Origin of the sequence: Lachnospira hominis (ex Liu et al. 2021) (assembly GCF_014287955.1) — a bacterium.
GTDB lineage: Bacteria > Bacillota > Clostridia > Lachnospirales > Lachnospiraceae > Lachnospira > Lachnospira hominis.
Genome location: NZ_JACOPD010000010.1, coordinates 99845 through 117719, shown reverse-complemented (window position 1 = coordinate 117719; position 17875 = coordinate 99845). Strand labels below are relative to the sequence as shown.

Annotated in this window: 19 protein-coding genes and 2 pseudogenes; 15 read left to right on the top strand and 6 right to left on the bottom strand. The window is 41.9% G+C overall.

Going from position 1 to position 17875, the window contains the following annotated elements:
• A pseudogene (locus H8S01_RS12640) lies at window positions 1–703 on the bottom strand (IS21 family transposase); the annotation flags it as partial.
• Between the two features lie 87 nt (window positions 704–790).
• On the opposite strand from H8S01_RS12640, the gene H8S01_RS12635 reads away from it, so the two are divergent.
• From H8S01_RS12635 to mobQ, 7 genes are all read left to right on the top strand, one after another.
• A complete protein-coding gene (locus tag H8S01_RS12635; RefSeq protein WP_330605617.1) occupies window positions 791–1981 on the top strand; it encodes a DUF4368 domain-containing protein in 1191 nt (396 codons plus the stop codon).
• Window positions 1978–2304 carry a TnpV protein gene (locus H8S01_RS12630; protein WP_186837408.1) on the top strand — a complete coding sequence of 109 codons (327 nt, stop codon included), beginning with the start codon at window positions 1978–1980 and terminating at the stop codon, window positions 2302–2304. The genes H8S01_RS12635 and H8S01_RS12630 overlap by 4 nt, the downstream gene beginning before the upstream one ends.
• Window positions 2305–2474: 170 nt before the next feature.
• Window positions 2475–2789 (top strand): hypothetical protein, encoded by a 315-nt coding sequence (locus tag H8S01_RS12625; protein ID WP_005922904.1) that lies wholly within the window; start codon window positions 2475–2477, stop codon window positions 2787–2789.
• 84 nt (window positions 2790–2873) lie between these two features.
• Window positions 2874–3434 (top strand): RNA polymerase sigma factor, encoded by a 561-nt coding sequence (locus H8S01_RS12620; protein ID WP_005922902.1) that lies wholly within the window; start codon window positions 2874–2876, stop codon window positions 3432–3434.
• A complete protein-coding gene (locus tag H8S01_RS12615) occupies window positions 3431–4147 on the top strand; it encodes a hypothetical protein (RefSeq protein ID WP_186837407.1) in 717 nt (238 codons plus the stop codon). The genes H8S01_RS12620 and H8S01_RS12615 overlap by 4 nt, the downstream gene beginning before the upstream one ends.
• 89 nt (window positions 4148–4236) lie before the next feature.
• The gene (locus H8S01_RS12610) at window positions 4237–4530 is read left to right on the top strand and encodes a DUF3847 domain-containing protein (protein ID WP_186837406.1); all 294 of its coding nucleotides are present in this window, start codon (window positions 4237–4239) and stop codon (window positions 4528–4530) included.
• A gap of 233 nt (window positions 4531–4763) precedes the next feature.
• Window positions 4764–6278 carry a MobQ family relaxase gene (gene mobQ, locus H8S01_RS12605; protein WP_186837405.1) on the top strand — a complete coding sequence of 505 codons (1515 nt, stop codon included), beginning with the start codon at window positions 4764–4766 and terminating at the stop codon, window positions 6276–6278.
• A gap of 73 nt (window positions 6279–6351) precedes the next feature.
• Here mobQ and H8S01_RS12600 read toward each other — a convergent pair whose 3' ends face one another.
• From H8S01_RS12600 to H8S01_RS12580, 5 genes are all read right to left on the bottom strand, one after another.
• Window positions 6352–6876, bottom strand: coding sequence for a flavodoxin family protein (locus H8S01_RS12600; RefSeq protein WP_008119059.1), 525 nt, complete (start codon window positions 6874–6876; stop codon window positions 6352–6354).
• A 48-nt stretch (window positions 6877–6924) separates the two neighbouring features.
• Window positions 6925–8982 (bottom strand): FAD-dependent oxidoreductase, encoded by a 2058-nt coding sequence (locus tag H8S01_RS12595; RefSeq protein ID WP_151199236.1) that lies wholly within the window; start codon window positions 8980–8982, stop codon window positions 6925–6927.
• A gap of 104 nt (window positions 8983–9086) precedes the next feature.
• Window positions 9087–9608, bottom strand: coding sequence for a TetR-like C-terminal domain-containing protein (locus H8S01_RS12590; protein ID WP_151199237.1), 522 nt, complete (start codon window positions 9606–9608; stop codon window positions 9087–9089).
• Window positions 9609–9624: 16 nt separating this feature from the next.
• Window positions 9625–9864: a hypothetical protein gene (locus H8S01_RS12585; protein ID WP_151199238.1), complete on the bottom strand. Its 240-nt coding sequence runs from the start codon at window positions 9862–9864 to the stop codon at window positions 9625–9627.
• Window positions 9865–9934: 70 nt separating this feature from the next.
• On the bottom strand, window positions 9935–10321 hold the full coding sequence (locus H8S01_RS12580) for a DUF2185 domain-containing protein (RefSeq protein WP_186837404.1): 387 nt from the start codon (window positions 10319–10321) through the stop codon (window positions 9935–9937).
• Between the two features lie 91 nt (window positions 10322–10412).
• On the opposite strand from H8S01_RS12580, the gene H8S01_RS12575 reads away from it, so the two are divergent.
• From H8S01_RS12575 to H8S01_RS12540, 8 genes and pseudogenes are all read left to right on the top strand, one after another.
• Complete coding sequence (locus H8S01_RS12575) at window positions 10413–12290, top strand: AAA family ATPase (protein WP_186837403.1); 1878 nt, start codon at window positions 10413–10415, stop codon at window positions 12288–12290.
• 122 nt (window positions 12291–12412) lie between these two features.
• On the top strand, window positions 12413–12613 hold the full coding sequence (locus H8S01_RS12570) for a transposon-encoded TnpW family protein (protein ID WP_022473970.1): 201 nt from the start codon (window positions 12413–12415) through the stop codon (window positions 12611–12613).
• Window positions 12614–12641: 28 nt separating this feature from the next.
• Window positions 12642–13019, top strand: a pseudogene (locus H8S01_RS12565) (DNA topoisomerase); the annotation flags it as partial.
• Window positions 13020–13230: 211 nt separating this feature from the next.
• Window positions 13231–13524, top strand: a complete 294-nt coding sequence (locus tag H8S01_RS12560) for a hypothetical protein (RefSeq protein WP_186837402.1) — start codon at window positions 13231–13233, stop codon at window positions 13522–13524.
• 474 nt (window positions 13525–13998) lie between these two features.
• Complete coding sequence (locus H8S01_RS12555) at window positions 13999–14241, top strand: helix-turn-helix domain-containing protein (protein ID WP_186837401.1); 243 nt, start codon at window positions 13999–14001, stop codon at window positions 14239–14241.
• On the top strand, window positions 14216–15277 hold the full coding sequence (locus H8S01_RS12550) for a DNA cytosine methyltransferase (protein WP_186837400.1): 1062 nt from the start codon (window positions 14216–14218) through the stop codon (window positions 15275–15277). Before H8S01_RS12555 ends, H8S01_RS12550 begins: the two co-directional genes overlap by 26 nt.
• The gene (locus tag H8S01_RS12545) at window positions 15264–16337 is read left to right on the top strand and encodes a DNA cytosine methyltransferase (RefSeq protein WP_186837399.1); all 1074 of its coding nucleotides are present in this window, start codon (window positions 15264–15266) and stop codon (window positions 16335–16337) included. The genes H8S01_RS12550 and H8S01_RS12545 overlap by 14 nt, the downstream gene beginning before the upstream one ends.
• A complete protein-coding gene (locus H8S01_RS12540; RefSeq protein WP_186837398.1) occupies window positions 16327–17838 on the top strand; it encodes a hypothetical protein in 1512 nt (503 codons plus the stop codon). The genes H8S01_RS12545 and H8S01_RS12540 overlap by 11 nt, the downstream gene beginning before the upstream one ends.
• The last annotated feature ends 37 nt before the right edge of the window (window positions 17839–17875 follow it).

Sequence of the window (17875 nt, the reverse complement as noted above, 5' to 3'; positions counted from 1 at the left end):
TGTTATTAACTTTACCGGCATAATATTCTGTTCTGGCTTCATCCATAACAGTCTTCATGTTATCTGTAACTATTTCATCCGGAATGCCACCAAGTGTTTCAAATGCATCATCAAGAAACGAAAAGAGTATATCCTGTGTTTTAGAAAGTGAAACCCTGTATACTCTGAATCTTGAATATGAAAGCAACAGGACAAAAATATTCACTTCTATAATTTCACCTGAAGAAAGAATAAACGGAATAGATTCTTTCCAATCAAGCTGAGCCTGTTTACCCATGGGAGTTTCATATCTGACAGTAACCTTATTGGTATTTGATGGTCTGCTTTTTCTGAAATATGAATCGAATTCAGTATATTTCCTGAGATAATGACAGAAGTTACAATAAACACCTTTAAAGCCATGATTATCAACCAGATACTGCCATAATACTTTTCTGTAGTAGAATACCTGCTGATTTTTATCTGATAATAACTCTGTAATAATGTCATAAAAAGGTGTAATACAGTCATCACAGTTTCTTGTTTCTGGCTTTGTATATCTATTTATATATTTATCAACAGTCCGCCTATCTACCTCCAATTCTCCAGCTATTTGACTTTTATTAATCTTCAATGTGCCATCCTCCAAAAATGGTTTTAACTTGTACAGGTCATTGACACTTTCTATTCTTATATCTGTTATGATTTGATTTATTAATATCATTATGAGTTCCTCCTTGCAACTCACATATCATAACATTTGTACATTCTTATTTAATATTTATTGTACATACTTAAGTATAACTTTATAGTGGGAAAACATCAGTCTAATTTTAACCCCGCTGAACGGTACACATGGCGCGGCGGCACAGTTGCCGATATTCTGTCCAAGCCGGAGTATATGGGGCATACAGTAAACTTCCGTACCTATAAAGAAAGCTACAAAGACAAACGCTCCAGAACGACACCCAAAGAGGATTTAGTCATTTTTGAAAATACGCAGGAAGCCATTATTGACAAGGAAACATGGGAGCGCGTCCAGAGCTTACGAAAAACAATACGCCGGACGGACACCATAGGCGCGGCAAATCCTTTAACGGGCTTGATGTTTTGCGCGGATTGCGGGGCTAAGATGTATAACCACAGGGGCGGGGCTGGACTGGCGCGGGACTGGGCGGGGCGACCCAACGGCAGGAAGCGTCCAGAACGCGACGAGTACAACTGTTCCCGTTATGATTTAGGCAACCAGCACTATGATAGATATTGCATGACGCACCTTATCCGCACAGCCGTTGTAAATGAGCTTCTGCTCGAAGCTATCAAGGAAGTATGCGACTACGCGCTGAACAATGAAGCGGCATTTATGGAGCAGGTCTGCTCTGCTTCCAGCGAGCGGCAGGCGAAAGCGGCAAAGGCAATCCGGCAGAGAAAACAGCGCAGCGAGAAACGAGCCGACGAATTGAGCCGCTTAATCCGCAAGCTCTATGAGGACAATGTAAACGGCAGACTTTCCGATAAGCTCTTTGAACAAATGCTGCATGATTTTGAAGCGGAGTTAGAGAGTTTAACCGAGAGCGTTACCCAAGACGAGCAGGAGCTTGACCGTATAAGCCGGGAAACCGTCAACGCTGAAAAATTCCTTGCCCTTGTCAAAAAATATACGGATTTTTCCGAGCTTACCCCCGCCATGATAAATGAATTTGTTGAAAAAATCCTTGTCCACCAAGCCGAGGGAAAAGGGGCGAGCCGCACACAGGAGGTTGAGATTTTCTTTAACTTTGTCGGCAAGGTAGAAATCCCCCATGAGGAAATCGTACTGACAGAGGAAGAAAAAGCGGCATTGGCAGAGCAGGAACGGCGCAGAGCAAAAAAAGCCGAATACAACCGCCGCTATATGGAGAAAAAACGCAGAGAATGGAGAGAACAGCGGGAACGGGAGCAGGAGCAAAAGCCCCATAAACTTCCCCCTGTCGCAGACGAGAAAGGAGAAAAGAGCGCATGAGAAGATTGATTGACAACGGTACTACTTCACCCGCCAGACCGCCCTATATCGGGTATTATGGACACTTGCGGAAAGCCTATCTTGAGGGCTACCGCCCCGATCTCTACAACGCCCTTGTCGCAAGCGAAACCCTCTATGAGCATTGCGCCGAGATTGAAGCCGCCGTCCGTCGCCGCCTTGACCTCATTATCCCGCAGCTTGCCGAGGGTGCGGGTGCAACCGAGGAACTGAAAGCCGCAGACCCCATGCAATGGGTGGGGCTGATGAACACCTGCAAGGCGCAAGCGGAGGAAATCGTCAAGTTTGAGCTTATCTATGTATGAGCGTCAAGAGCCGGAAAAATCCCATATTTCACGATAGAAACGCTCTGGACGAGGAATGTATCGCCGGAGCGTTTTCTATTTGAAAATCCTCATTTTCCCCAAGTCAAGAGCCGGGAAAAACACCCGAAAAATGCCCCTATTGCGTAACAGGGGCGCAGAAAGGAGAGTTTATGAGAACAGGGCTTACCAAGCAGGAAAAGACCACCGATATTTGGTTTGACGAGAAAAACCCGATTATCCATATCCGTACCCACAACACCGACCTCAAGAACAGGCTGACCGCCTACGCCGTAGCTCACCCTGACCAGTGCCGCCAGACCGACGCAGACCCGGACACGGGCTGCATGGAGTTTGAAATCTGCAAGGGGCGTTTCTCTTTCCGTCTGACCGCCCCATACAGCGAAGAACGGAGGAACGCCGCCAGCAAAGCGGCAAAGAAACATTCCGGCAACTTGACACACCCTATTCAAAAAGATGTGCTATAATTTTTTTGAAAAAGTTTCGGATTAGATGTAGTATTTGCCGCTGAAACCGTAGTACATAGGTGAAGCCCGAAAGGAGGCGGTGAGATGATAGACGACGAAAAAATCATAGAAATGTTTTTTGGACGTTCAGAACAAGGCATACGAGAGCTGGATATAAAATACGGAAAGGTCTGCCACAATCTTTCCTACCATATCGTAGGCAGCAGACAAGACGCGGAGGAATGTGTAAACGACGCTTATTTAGGCGCATGGAACGCCATTCCCCCGGCACGACCTAACCCGCTGCTATCTTATCTTGTTAAAATCGTTCGGAACATTTCACTCAAAATCTATTGGAGAAAGGAAGCAGCCAAACGGAGCAGCCATTACACGATTGCTTTGGAAGAAATTGAAGCCTGTATAGCAGCTCCGAATACAGTAGAAGCAGAAATCGAAGCCAAAGAGTTGGCCCGTATCATTGAAGCATTTTTAGACACGCTGACTACCGAAAACCGCGTTATTTTCATGCGCCGCTATTGGTTTTCCGACAGCTATAAGGACATAGCCGAGTTTATGGGGCTTTCAGAAAAAAACATTTCTGTCCGGCTGACCCGTATCCGCGAGAAGATGAAGCAATATTTGATTGAAAGAGAGGTATTCGTATGAACGCAAAAAAGTTTTCCGACGCTATGAGTGAACTTGATACGAAATATGTTGATGAAGCCCTTAACTACAAAAAGAAAGCAAAGAAACCCGGTTGGGTTAAGTGGGGAGCTATGGCGGCTTGCTTTGCAGTAATTGCTGTTTTAGGCGTAGGCGTATTTCAAAGTGGATTGTTCGGGAACAAAACTGACATTGCCACTTTGGACAACGGAAATGAAATCATCTTTGTAAAATCGAAAACTGCTGGCTCAAGCATTGACATTGACGGGACTATAACAACAAGGCAACTTACGGAAACGGAAGCTGCCTCTCTTTTTCCAAACTTGACCGTTACAGCTCATGCAGTTTTTCGTGTTGATGATACTGTTTCCGACAGCAACAAAGAATTGATTGGTTTTGAGGGAAAAATCGAAAATGCCAAAGTGGTAATATCTACAACGGATATAGCACTACTTGATACGAAGATTGTAGGAAGTGAAGAAAGTAGCGAAGTAAATGGCACAAGCGTGACGGCAGGATATTTTGTAACAGACCGGAACAGCGTGGGAGAACAGAATGTAATTTACTATGCGACCTTTAAGTTGGGAGATAGCACCGTATATGTTGAAAATGCGGGTGCAAAAACTGAAAGCGAAAGTGTGAAAAACGATTTGGCTACCATTATCCAAGAGCTGATAAATAATGGTGCGCTTGACCTAAGTTCTTTCAACGGATAACCCCATGAAAATTTAATACTACCATCAGGACAGCCGAGCAAATCGACTGTCCTTTTTCTATGTCTACGGACAGAAAGGAGCGACCAACCATGACAAAGCCAAGAGAGAAAACCCGCGAGGAGCTGCAAGCCGAGATCGAGGACGGAAAGAAGAAAATCCGGCAGTTTGAAAATCGGGAAAAGATGTTGCGTCAGAAGTTATCCAAAGAGGAACGCAGAACGCGCAGCCACCGCCTTATCGTCCGAGGCGCGGTCTTTGAAAGCATTGTGCCGGAAGCAAAGGGCATGACCGACGAGGAAGCCACAGCACTTCTCCGGCTTGCCTTGACGAGTGAACCAGCGCGGGAATATCTGAAAAAACGAGCAGAGGGAGCGACAAGCTGAAAATCCCTTAGGAACTAAGGGCGCACTTATACACCCTTACGGGCGTGTGCGCTCTGCCGAGGGCTTGTCTCCGCACAGGGAGATTTCCCCGCACTCCGATATGGCGGCTTTGCCGCAACAAGGGGCTGCACCCCTTGCGCCGCTTTGCGGCTATCCCTGCACACCCACAAAAACAGCACACCCGCCGTTGGCGTCTGTACCATTTTTGAGGGTTTTATTATCCTATCCGGGAGGTGATACCCATAGCCATTTACCATTGGAACATCGGCATTGTGAGCCGAGGAAAAGGCAAATCAGCTGTTGCCGCAGCCGCCTACCGAAGCGGTGAAAAGCTGACAAACGAATGGGACGGAATGACCCATGACTACACCCGCAAAGGCGGCGTTGTCCATACAGAGATCATGCTGCCGCCCCACGCGCCACCCTCATTCTCTGACCGTTCAACCTTGTGGAACAGCGTGGAGCTTTACGAGAAAGCCGGGAACGCCCAGCTTGCCAGAGAGATTGACGCGGCGCTCCCCATAGAATTATCCAGAGAGGAACAGATCCGGCTTGTCCGGGAATACTGTTCCTCTCAATTTGTTTCCAGAGGAATGTGTGTGGATTTTGTTATCTACGACACCAACAGCGGCAACCCCCATTGTCATATTATGCTTACCATGCGCCCCCTTGACGAGCGCGGCGCGTGGGCGGCGAAATCCAAAAAGGAATATGACCTTGATGAAAACGGCGAGCGTATCCGCTTGCCAAGCGGCAGATATAAGACGCGCAAAGTTGACCTTACAGGCTGGAACGACAAGGACAACACCCTCTTGTGGCACAAGGCGTGGGCTGACTTTACCAACAACTTTTTGGAGAGGAACGGAAGCCCGGAGCGTATCGACCACCGCAGCAACGCCGAGCGCGGCATAGACGAGATACCCACCGTCCACATGGGCGTGGCGGCTTGCCAGATGGAGAAGAAAGGTATCGCCACCGAGAAAGGCGAACTGAACCGCAGTATCCAAAAGACAAACCGCCTTATCCGGGAAATCCGGGCGCAGATTGGCAAGCTCAAGGAATGGATTGCCGACCTGTTCAAAGCGCGGGAAACCGCCCCGAAGCAGCCGCAACAATCCCCCGGCCTTGCAAATCTGCTGATGAAGTATTTGAGCGTTCAGAGAGAAAAGAGCCGGAAGTATTCGCAGCGTTGGCAACAACAGCACACAGCCGATGAACTGAAAACCATAGCGGCGGCGGTCAACTATCTTTCCGAGCATGGTATCTCTAATCTTGACGAGCTGGACGCTTCCCTTTCCTCTGTCAGTGATAAAGCCTATTCAATCCGGGCAGGAATGAAAACCGCCGAGGAACGCATGAAGAAGCTACAAAAGCTAATTGAATACGGGAAGAACTACACAGAGTACAAGCCCATTCACGATGAACTGAAAAAGCTGCAAAACGGCTGGACAAACAAGCACGACAAGTACGAGGAAGCCCACCGCGCCGAGCTGACCCTATGGAACGCAGCAAGCCGCTATCTCCATGCAAATCTGCCGAAAGGAACAAAGACCTTGCCTATTGCGGAATGGGAACAGGAATATGCTGACCTCAAAACACAGAGGGACAGCGATTATAGCAAACTGAAAGAGACCCGCGCCGATGTTTCCGAGCTTCAAAAAATCCGCAGATGTGTGGATATTGCACTCCGCGCCGACCAGCCGGAACAGACACAGAACCGCACCAAGCGGCACGAACAGGAGCGATAAAGGAAAGGACGGGCAAGCCATTTTGCTTGTCCGCCCTAAATGCTTTTTGATAAACTGGCATTTGGAACGTGCTTTATAAATTTTTTCCGATCCCCTCAAGTTCGTTCATGGAATCCTTGTTTTTTTCAAGTTCATCTCTGGCTGTTGCGTAATATGATTTTTTGAAAAGCATATCCCATGAAAGATATTTTGCCATACAGTCAAACTGCTTATCAATCAGCTCATACTGGATACTGTCTACGGGAGAACCGCCTACAACAATCGTGCCAACTTTTTTATTTTTTAACTGCAATCCACGGCAGTAGCACTTATCAATGATAAGTTTCAATTGTGCTGACATTCCCCACCAATAAACTGGTGTAGCAAAAAGAATCATATCTGCGGCAGCAATTTTATCAATTGTAGGATTTGTATCATCCTTATCGACGCATCCCTTAGAGCATTGACAGACACCACATCCCTTGCATGGTGCAATGTTGAGTTTGTCAGGTTCAATGATTTCAATTTCATTCTTTTCTGATGCTCCTTTTATAAATGCATTGATTGCTGTCAGTGTGTTTCCTTTTCTGGCACTTCCATTAATGATTACAATTTTCATGCGTGTATCCTCCAACTTCTGATTTTTCTAGATGTATATTTTCTTCATCTATAATGAAAATGCTAAATCGTAAGCTCCCCAAATTACAGTTTTTAAATTTCCTACTTTTGCAGCATCTCCGATTACATGAATATGTTCAGATTTTTCGCATAATGGATTTGGTGTATATCCAACAGATAAAATGACTGATTCGCAATTAATCTCCTTAATTCTATCTGCAGTTTGAATTATTACACCATTATCTTTGATTTCTTTTAAAGAGCTTTCTAAGTATACAGGAACCTTATAAAAACGCAAGTAATCTTTTAGACAACTAGAATTTGCTGCACAAATACCAGCTGATTTGATAAGGTCATCAGCCATTTCAACAATAAATGGTTTTTTACCTTTTCGTGCTAAATCATAAGCGATTTCACAGCCAGTCAATCCGCCACCAATTACAGCGACTGTTTCGCCAACCTCTTTATTACCTAGTAAAAAATCTACTGCTTCAACACCTTTTTCGAAACCAATGATTGGTAACTTTCTTACTTTGGATCCTGTAGCAATGACAATCTCGTCTGCATCTAGTTTAGATATATCTTTAACTTCAGTATTTAAATGTACAGATATTGGAAGTTTTGCGATTTGTGTACAATACCATTTAATCAAATCTTTATCTTTTTCCTTGAATTCTGGAGCAGCTGCGGCAATAAATACCCCACCTAATCTATCTGTTTTTTCATATAAATCAACTTTATGACCCATCATTGCGCAAAGTCTAGCTGTTTCCATGCCTCCAATGCCACCGCCGATGATAACAACTTTCTTTGGATTAGCTACTTTCTTTATCTGATATTTATCTTCTTCGAAAGCTACTGGATTTAATGCACAATGTCCTTGTGTTTCCATATCTTTTAAATCCAGTACTACACCTGAGTTTTTATAGTATGCTAATGGGAGACATGCATTATGACAAGAGATACAAGGTCTGATATCTTCTTCTCTGCCTTCTTTTAATTTAGTCAAGTATTCACCATCACAGATAAACTGTCTACCTATAGCTACTGCATCTATATTTCCTGATGCAATAGATTCTGCTGCAACATCTGCTTGCATACGTCCTGCACAAATAACTGGAATGTCCACATATTTTTTGATATGTTCAACTTCTTTTAGGTTACAATTTAATGGCATATAAACCGGTGGGTGAGCCCAATACCAAGAATCATAAGTACCATTATCAGCATTTAATGCATCATAGCCTGCATCTTGTAAATATTTAGCTGCCTTTTCACTCTCTTGCATATCACGACCAATCTCATTAAATTCTTCACCAGGAACTGCTCCTACTTTAAAATCTATTACTTTACTAGTAACTGAGTAGCGTAACATAACCGGATAATCATCACCACATTCTTTTTTAATTGCTTTTACAACTTCCACTGCAAAACGATAACGGTTTTCAAAAGAACCACCATATTTATCAGCTCTGTGATTTGTATACTTAGTTGTAAATTGATCCATAAGATAGCCTTCATGAACAGCATGAACTTCTACCCCGTCAACGCCAATATCTTTACATAACTTTGCAGATTTTGCATATCCCTCAATATAATCAGCAATTTCTTTTTCTGTAATTTGGCGAGTTGTGAGTTGTGGTGCCCAAACCATAGGAAGTCCTTCGTCAGGGGCAACCATCATTTCGTTTAAGTGCAAGAATGGATTAGTAAGTTTCTTAAAAGCTTTATTATCTGCCATCTTTAGCAGTTTATCTGGTATTGTGTAATTTCTTCCCGCAAAACCTGCGCCAAGTTGGAAGAATATTTTAGATCCGTTTGCGTGAATCTCGTCAATGACTGGTTTTGCTTGCGCAAATACTTTAGGATTTTTGTGCAACCATTTACCTCCCATCATAGAATAAACTGGAATCATCCCTGGGATGAAAAGACCTACATCATTGTTTGCTCGTTCAATGTAGTATTGTTTTGACTTTTCGTTGAATTTAGGTCCCATCATATTTTCTATAATATTGGTACCTTCCATAGCTGGAATAACTACTCTATTTTTAATTTCGCAAGTTCCAATAAAAAATGGCGTAAATAGTGCTTCATACTTTTTATTCATTGTCCTAATCTCCTTGATATAATAAAAAATCATGCTTTTACAATTCACATTTTAGCATGATTCAAGTACAGTATCTCGACAATTAAAGACATTATGTTGGATATCTAGCGGTTTACTACATAAAATTTTTTTAATATATTGATAAGTTGCTCGTCAGACTCTTTACAACCATTTTGTAGCCACATTTCTACCATTCCATAAAATCCCGAAAATATAAAATTATATTCTAAACGATTGCTACTGGTTGGTATAAATAATTCTCCGTGGAGCCAATCGTTATTAATATCCACCATCTTTTGAATCGTAGAATTGTGAACACCTTGCCTGTGTATAGCTAAAAATACATTTTTATACTTTCGCGCAGTTCTAAAATACACTAAAAGAAAACCTTCTTGGCTTGGATTTAGATTGTTTTGTAATAAAGTTCGCATTTCATCCATAATAGAATCTGTAATTTCCTCAAAACAATCTTGTATATTACTGTAATAAACATAAAATGTACTCCTGTTGATATTCGCTACTTCACATAGACTACTTACAGTAATATCACTTACATCTTTTTTCTCTAGAAGTATTCTTAATGCCGATTGAAGTTTTTCTTTTGTTTTTAAAATTCTTTTATCCATAATAGGTATTATTTTCTCACTTTCTGTACCTTGCAATAGCTCCGTGCTTAGTGGTGGACTCAAATTTTGCGACAACAACTTGTTCATTTAATTTTTCTTTCAAAACATTACTAATATGTTTGTTGATGGTTTTCACGTCACAATCAAATAGTTCGGCAATTTGTTGATGGCTTAACCAAATAGATTCCCTGTTATCTCTTACGTTAACTTCGAGTTTTAATTCACCATCTTTAAATACAATAATTACGTTGTTCATGTTTTTCTACTTGTCTTTCTATAATTTAATTATCATATTAAGACTTACAAACTGGGAGTTGTCATTTTTCTTAATTTTGCTTTTCTATAAATATTGGTTTTGTGCCATCGTCAATTTTCATTTTATTACTATCGACTCTTATATAAGTACTTCCAATTTCTGAATGCAAATAAGGAATAATGTCTTTATCATAATTACAAAGTGTATTGACAGCAAAAATATGATGATTATTTGGATTATTCATATATTCATCATCTTCATTACCAGCCATAAATCTCCAACCGCTATCTGGTCTTCCTTCATCTGGTTGTTCTCTATACATATATCCAACTTTGTATCCTTCTTTAGTTATCTTATCTGATACAATACAACCTTCTCCGTTTGGTTCTTTCCAATCAATTAGATTTTCAACCTTTATTTTTATAAACTCATCTTTCTTCTTACCAAATAATCCCATATTAGAGTCTCCTCCCACAAATTCCAATTTGTCGATTTCATTATACTCAAAACCTATGAACAATTCAACCACAGAAAGCGAGGTATCAACCATGTATTACACCCAAGAACAGATAGACCGCGCCAACCAAGCCGACCTTGTTTCTTTCCTGCAATCACAGGGCGAGCAGCTTACCCGCGCCGGGAATGAGTACCGCTGGAAGCGGCACGACAGCCTGACCGTCCGGGGAAACAAATGGTATCGCCACAGCCAGAGCAAGGGCGGCGCACCCATTGATTTTGTCATGGAGTTTTACGGAAAGAGCTTTACCGAAGCCGTTGAAATGCTGACAGGAGAAAAAGGCGCAGCCCAACCGCTGGACAGACCAAGCCCCGCGCCCCTCTCTGACTTCCGACTGCCACCCCGCAGCACCGACAACCGCATAGCGAGGAACTACCTCACAGCCGCCCGCCGCATTGATGAAGATGTGACGGGCTTTTTCTTTGCCACCGGGGATATTTACGAGGAAGCCGCCCACCACAACGCCGTATTCGTGGGGCGGGACGAGGACGGAATACCGCACTGCGCCCACAGCAAGGGAACGGCGGGAAACTTCCGGCTTGATGTGAAAGGCAGCGACAAAGCCTTTAACTTCTGCTACCGTGGCGAGGGCGAAAGGTTGTTTGTCTTTGAAGCCCCGATAGACCTCTTATCTTTCCTCTGCCTGTTCAAAAAGGACTGGCAGAAGCAAAGCTATCTGGCGTTGGGCGGCGTGGGAGAAAAAGCCTTGTTGCGCTTTCTCTCTGACCGTCCGAACATCAAGACCGTGTACCTCTGCCTTGACAACGACAACGCCGGAAACGACGCTTGCAGCCGCCTTGCGGAGCTTATGCCGGAGTGCTTGACCGTCCACCGCCTTGTGCCGCTTTACAAGGACTGGAATGAGGTATTGCAGCACCGGGCAGAAATCGCGGACGGGAAGTATATCCGGGAAGCGATTTACGGCTTGAAAGAGCCGCCGCAGGAAGAAACCGTTGAGATTATCCGCATGAGCGAGGTGGACACGCAGACCGTTGAATGGCTATGGGAGCCGTATATCCCCTTTGGGAAAGTAACCATTGTGCAAGGCAATCCCGGCGAGGGCAAGACCACTTTTGCCCTACGCCTTGCCGCCGCCTGCACCACCGGGGGAACGCTGCCGGGAATGAAGCCCTTACCGCCATTCCAAGTGATTTACCAGACCGCCGAAGACGGTTTGGGCGATACCGTCAAACCCCGCTTGATGGAAGCAGAAGCCGACCTTGACCGCGTACTTGTGATTGATGAAGCCAAACGGGAGCTTACCCTCTCCGACGAGCGCATAGAAAAGGCAATCACGCAGAACGGGGCGCGGCTGATTATCCTTGATCCCATACAGGCGTACATGGGCGAAAAAACCGACATGAACCGGGCAAACGAAGTGCGCCCCATGTTCCGCCGCCTTGCCGATGTTGCCGAGCGTACCGGGTGCGCCGTTATCCTTATCGGACATCTCAACAAAGCTGCCGGAGGGCAGAGCGCATACCGGGGTTTAGGTTCTATTGACTTCCGCGCAGCCGCCCGGAGCGTGCTTCTTATTGGGCGCGTAAAGCGTGAGCCGAATGTGCGCGTTATCATTCACGACAAATCTTCCCTTGCGCCGGAGGGAAAGCCCGTAGCCTTTTGCCTTGACCCGGAAACAGGCTTTGAGTGGATAGGCGAATATGATATAACCGCCGACGAGTTGCTGTCCGGCGCGGGCGGCAACAACGCCACCAAAACCGAACAGGCTGAAAAGCTGATACTTGACCTACTGGCAGACGGAAAAGAGCTTGCCAGCGAGGATATAGAGAAAGCCGCAGCCGACGCGGGGATTTCTGCCCGTACTGTCCGGGCGGCAAAGAAAAACCTTGACGGGTGCATTACTTCAAAGCGTATCGGCGCAGCATGGTATCACGCCCTAAAAAAGTGAACTGGCAAAATCCAAGTGGCAAAACCCAGATACCTTGCCACTTTGCCACTTCGCCACTTCAACCTCAAAACCACCGCCCCATGTATGACCGCATGGGGCTTTTCTCATGGAAAGGAGAGCCTATGAACAACGACACCAGCAACCGCAGCACCCCCGCAACCGCTTCCCCTCTGACCGTAAAGGAAGCCGCGCCACCTGTAATGATAAAGAAAATCGGAAAGACCACCTACCGCGTCAAAATCCATTTCAGTGAAACGAGCAAAGAAACCATGAGCGACAAAATCAAGCGTCTGATTTTGAATGACAGCGAAAAAAGTTCTTAAACACCCTTGACAAAACGTATCAGAGGACAGCCTTCTTTCAGCAATGGAACGTGCCGGAGCTGACAAGATGCCGGATGAAGCAGAGCGTAAAGGAATCGGAACATCAGCGACAAGGGCAGCAACCATTGAAAAGCTGGTGCGTATCGGATTTGTAGAGAGAAAAGGTAATAAGAAAACAAAGTATCTTATGCCGACTCATAAGGGAGTAGCCCTAATTACGGTCATGCCCGAACAGATCCAGTCACCATCCATGACAGCAGAGTTGGAGCAGAAACTTCTTGATGTGGAGAAGGGGGATTTTCAGGATACGGAATTTATGAGTGAGATTGAAGAGATGATCATGGATCTGGTAAAGACCTATAAGGTAATCGAAGATGCGGAAGTACTCATGCATGAGATTCACTAAAGGGAAGCACGCATTTATCGTGGCAACAAGGTCCTCAAAACTCATATTATCAATTATGCAAAGACCAGAGATACATACATTGCGTATCGTAAATCCGGTTACAGCAAAAAATTCCATGAGGCGCATCGTGATAAAATCATTCTTCACAAGGCAGCAAAGGAAGCATTTTCAAAACTTCCGGACGGGAAAATTCCGAAGGTAAGAGATCTGAATGGAGAATTTGCACGACTGCTTTCTGAGAAAAAAGCAGCTTACAGCGAGTACAAAAAATAAAAAAAGAGATGCGGGATTATCAGATTGCGAAGCAAAATGTGGAATCCTTCTATGCTGCACAGCAGATATGGAATCAGGAGGAAGACCTAAAAAAGAAACGACAGCAGCAGAGATAAACTTACGGGCAATCATTAAAATGAAAATTGGTGGTTGCCCGCTTTTTTGCAATTCCGGCAAAGCAGGAATGTATCAGCACTCACAAAGTGAGTGCACAGCTTGGCATCGAAGATGACATTCTAAGGGGATTGGGGATGTGCCTCCAACAAGCAAAATGCTCTCACGTACGTACGAGGGCACTGCTTGCTAACTTGCGAAGCAACAATTATAATTAAAACATAAGTTCGTATTGCTGGAAAAGTGGAGGAATTTTATGGATGATGAAATAAAACAAATAAAGGCATCATTTTCTTAATTGATAGATTGCAACCAGAATTGAATGTTAAAAGTGAGGACATAGGTGAAATGGAAGATTTAGGAGTCGTGCATATTCAAAATTTTAGTGAAATATCAGCTTTTGTGAATGATTATTTTATCTATTGATACAAATGGTTATATATGGCTTGATGAAATGAGAAAATGAAAACTGAATTAAGGAGATTAAGTTAAATATGATTTAATATCAGCTTTTCGTGATATTAATTGGACATATGGATGACGATATAGTATACTAAATATATATGTCTGCTCAATCACTTAGGAGGAAAGAATGACGGTTAGATATGTAAAATTGTGGAAACGTTTGCTTGATATGGGATTAAAAAGGACAGACTTAATATCAAGAGCCGGTATTAGTAGTAATGTGCTTGCAAAATTAGGAAGAGATGAATTTGTAGCAATGGAAAGCATTTCCAAAATTTGTAAAGCCTTGAATTGTGATGTTGGCGATATTATGGAAATGATAGATGAGGAGAATATAAATAATAATGGAAAAGAAACTCACAGCAATTGATTTATTTTCAGGTGCAGGGGGATTACATTTAGGTTTTGAAGAGTCTGGCTATGATGTAAAATTATGCATCGATAATAACGATTTGGTGGAGAAAACGCATAAGCGTAATTTCCCTCATATACCAATGATTAATGGAGACATAAGAGATGTTACAGTTGATCAGATACGACAATATTTAGGCGGAGAAAGTTTGGATGTTGTGATAGGTGGACCTCCTTGTCAGGGATTTTCTACTATCGGGCATAGAGCATCATCTGATCCAAATAAAAGGTATGCACATGATTCAAGAAATGAATTGGTTTTAGTGTATGCAAATCTAATTAAAGAATTAAAACCAAAATTTATTGTAATGGAAAATGTAAAAGGAATTCTTACCCTAGATAAGGGGGCATATTTAGATAATGTAATGAAGACACTTCACGAAGCTGGATATAATGCAGAATATAAGCTTATAAATATGGCGGATTATGGAGTACCAGAAATTAGAAATAGGGTAATTATTATTGGAAATAGAGTTGGTTTACCGGTTTCCTTTCCTGAACCAGATCATTCAGATAATCCAGAAGATAATCTGCCAGGATGGACAGATTGTGGATCTGTTTTGAGTGACTTAGTTAATATGCCTGATAATCCTGCATTTAATCATGTAGCTTTGAAACATACGGAAAAAAATATCGAAAGATATAAATTAATTCCTCAAGGAGGTAGATTACCAGAAGATAAATTGCCGCCAGAACTCTATAGAAAAAATTTTGGAAATACATTTAAGAGACTTGATCCTAATAGACCAGCATTAACTATGGTTCCTGGAAATGATGCTTTTCCAATTCATCCTACTTTACATAGAAGTTTGACGGTAAGAGAAGCTGCAAGAATTCAGACATTCCCAGATTGGGTAATATTTGAGGGAAATCGTAGGCAGCAGGGGCATCAAGTGGGAAATGCTGTACCACCATTGTTTTCACATAAACTAGGTGATTTTATTAAAAAGCAAATAGAAAAAGCAAAGGAATTAGGAATATATGAATGCGATTGATTTATTTTCTGGTGCGGGAGGATTAACACGAGCTACTAGTGATAGTGGATTTAATATAGTTTTGTCAAATGAGGTAAATCCAGTATTTGCTAAAACTCATCATTTTAATTTCCCGGACATTCCTATAGTTACAGATGATATTAATAATTTAACAAAGGAAGTTATTAACGAATATGTAAAGGGACAGGAAATAGATCTTGTTGAGGGAGGACCTCCTTGTCAGGGATTTTCAATTTTTGGAAAAAGACGATTTGTTAATACACAAGGGTATGATCCTAAGCAAGATCCAAGAAACTTTTTGGTGTATCAATATATTAGAGTAGTAAAAGAAACTAGACCAAAGTTTTTCTTTATGGAGAATGTTAAGGGATTCACAAATCTTGACAATGGTCTATTTGTTGAGAATGTAAAAAAGGAGTTTGAAAAACTTGGATATAGCAATATATGGTGTGCGATAGTGTGTGCTGCAGATTATGGAGTTCCGCAAGAAAGATATAGGATGTTTATGATTGGTAATAGGTTGGGAATAGATTTTATTCCACCTGAGCCAACGCATTTTTCTGTAGAATCTGGAAAACTACCCACGTATAGAACAGTAGGGGATGCTATTATGGATTTGGTTGGGAAAGAGAATGAGATACCTAATCATGTTCCGCTGCAACATAAACCTATTGTAGCTGCTAGATATGGTTATATAAAAGAAGGATGCAAGTTAAATTTAGATGACTTACCACCTGAACTTGCTGTTGCAACAAGAAGAGATTCAAAGACTGGAAAAGTATCTAATTACAGCCATGTATATAAAAGGTTGGATAGGAATAAACCCTCAACTACCATGGTACCAGGACATAATGCATTTCCAGTTCATCCTACATTAAATAGAACGTTAACAGCAAGAGAAGCTGCACGAATTCAAACATTTCCAGATACACATGAATTTTTTGGAACAAGACAAGAACAGTGTATTCAAGTTGGAAATGCAGTACCACCGAAAATGGCGGAACCGTTTTTAAGAAAGATATACCAGTATCTTGAGGAAGGAGCAGATTATGAGTCATGATAGCGAAGCAGCATATGCATCAGGTGAAATTGCTGATATTATTCAGAGCAAAGCAGGACTATTTTTTGGTACATTAACAGCGGGGGGTACATGGAAATTAAGTGCTGGACGAGAAGGTAGTACTGTATGGCCATTGGCTGATGGGCTTATACAAGCAACAAATTCAAAACCAACAGTTAGTGATGTTTCTATTGCTTTTGAATATAAGAGACCAAATGAAGGCGTGCATGGTATATTAACTGCAGTAGGGCAATCTTTAGCATATATTGAAAAAGGATATGATGCATCAGTTATATGTATTCCTAAAAGCTATGTTAGTCATGCCAATCCAGGTACACATGTTAAAAATATCATAGAAACTACGGCCCCAGATGCACCGATTACGGTTTATATGTACGATACTCCTGATATGGCAAGCACAAGACCGTTTAATAAGAAATTAACGTGCGTTAGAGATATTGATTTATCTAAAACAGTTGTACATAGATCAATTAGCTCAAAAAAATTATCTGGACAGATTAGTACAATATGGGCGCATGTACGTGAAGGAATGAGTCATCCAGATGCTTTTTTTAGATATTGTCAAGGTGTAAAGATTATTTCTTCGGTTGGAGAAGATAAATCGAAATATGTATTTCCAAAAGAAGTCATTGCAGCAGTCAAAAGAATGGATCCAACAGCCGATCCATGTATGTATTTATCTAATACGCCTGGAGATTCAATGTCGGACAAGGCCTGGAGATATGTTTGGTTTAACTATTATTTCTGGGATAAGCTCATACCAATTTATAATTCTAAATCTCCGTATTTAGTTAATGATATTGAAACTAAAATAAGAATTGATTCTTCTACAAATCAAAAACTGTTTTCAGGAAGAGTAGATTCAATAAAAGCTAAACTTGTCAATAAATTAAATAGTGGAACAGGTTTTACAGAAGATGATGCATGGGATGAGTATGTAAGTAAAGTAAGGAAAGATGCACATAGCTATCGTGAGGTAATTGATTCAGGGTTATATCAAATTGGATTACTGGACGAGGATGGGTTATTGACAGATTATGGATATAAATACGTTAATGCATGTGAAAAGGCTGGAAATGCTCCATATAGTGATGAACCAATGAATATTTTAAGAGCCGTTAGCTTACAAGTAGGACAGTTTGATGTATTTCTTTATACAGCATACAAATATTCTCAACAAAGATTTTCGAAGAGTTTTGATGATTTTACTAAAATAAAAAGATTAAACTCAGGAAATAAAATAGAATTTAAGTCACAAGATTATTTGGATTGGTTAGATGATATACTTACAAATCAACTTCATATGTATAAAAAAACAACGCAGAGAGCTGGAGGAACAAGAAGACCATTTCAAGCAGAAATGGCATATTTGAAAAAACTAGGTTTTGTATATCCAGATGAAGCTTTTAAAAGAGGGACTGGTCTAAATATAGATTGGCCGTTAGTTGAAGGTAGTTTATTATTTTTCCAGAGTTTGTAATAGGACACTATGTCATTAAACTAGTGTAAATAAAATA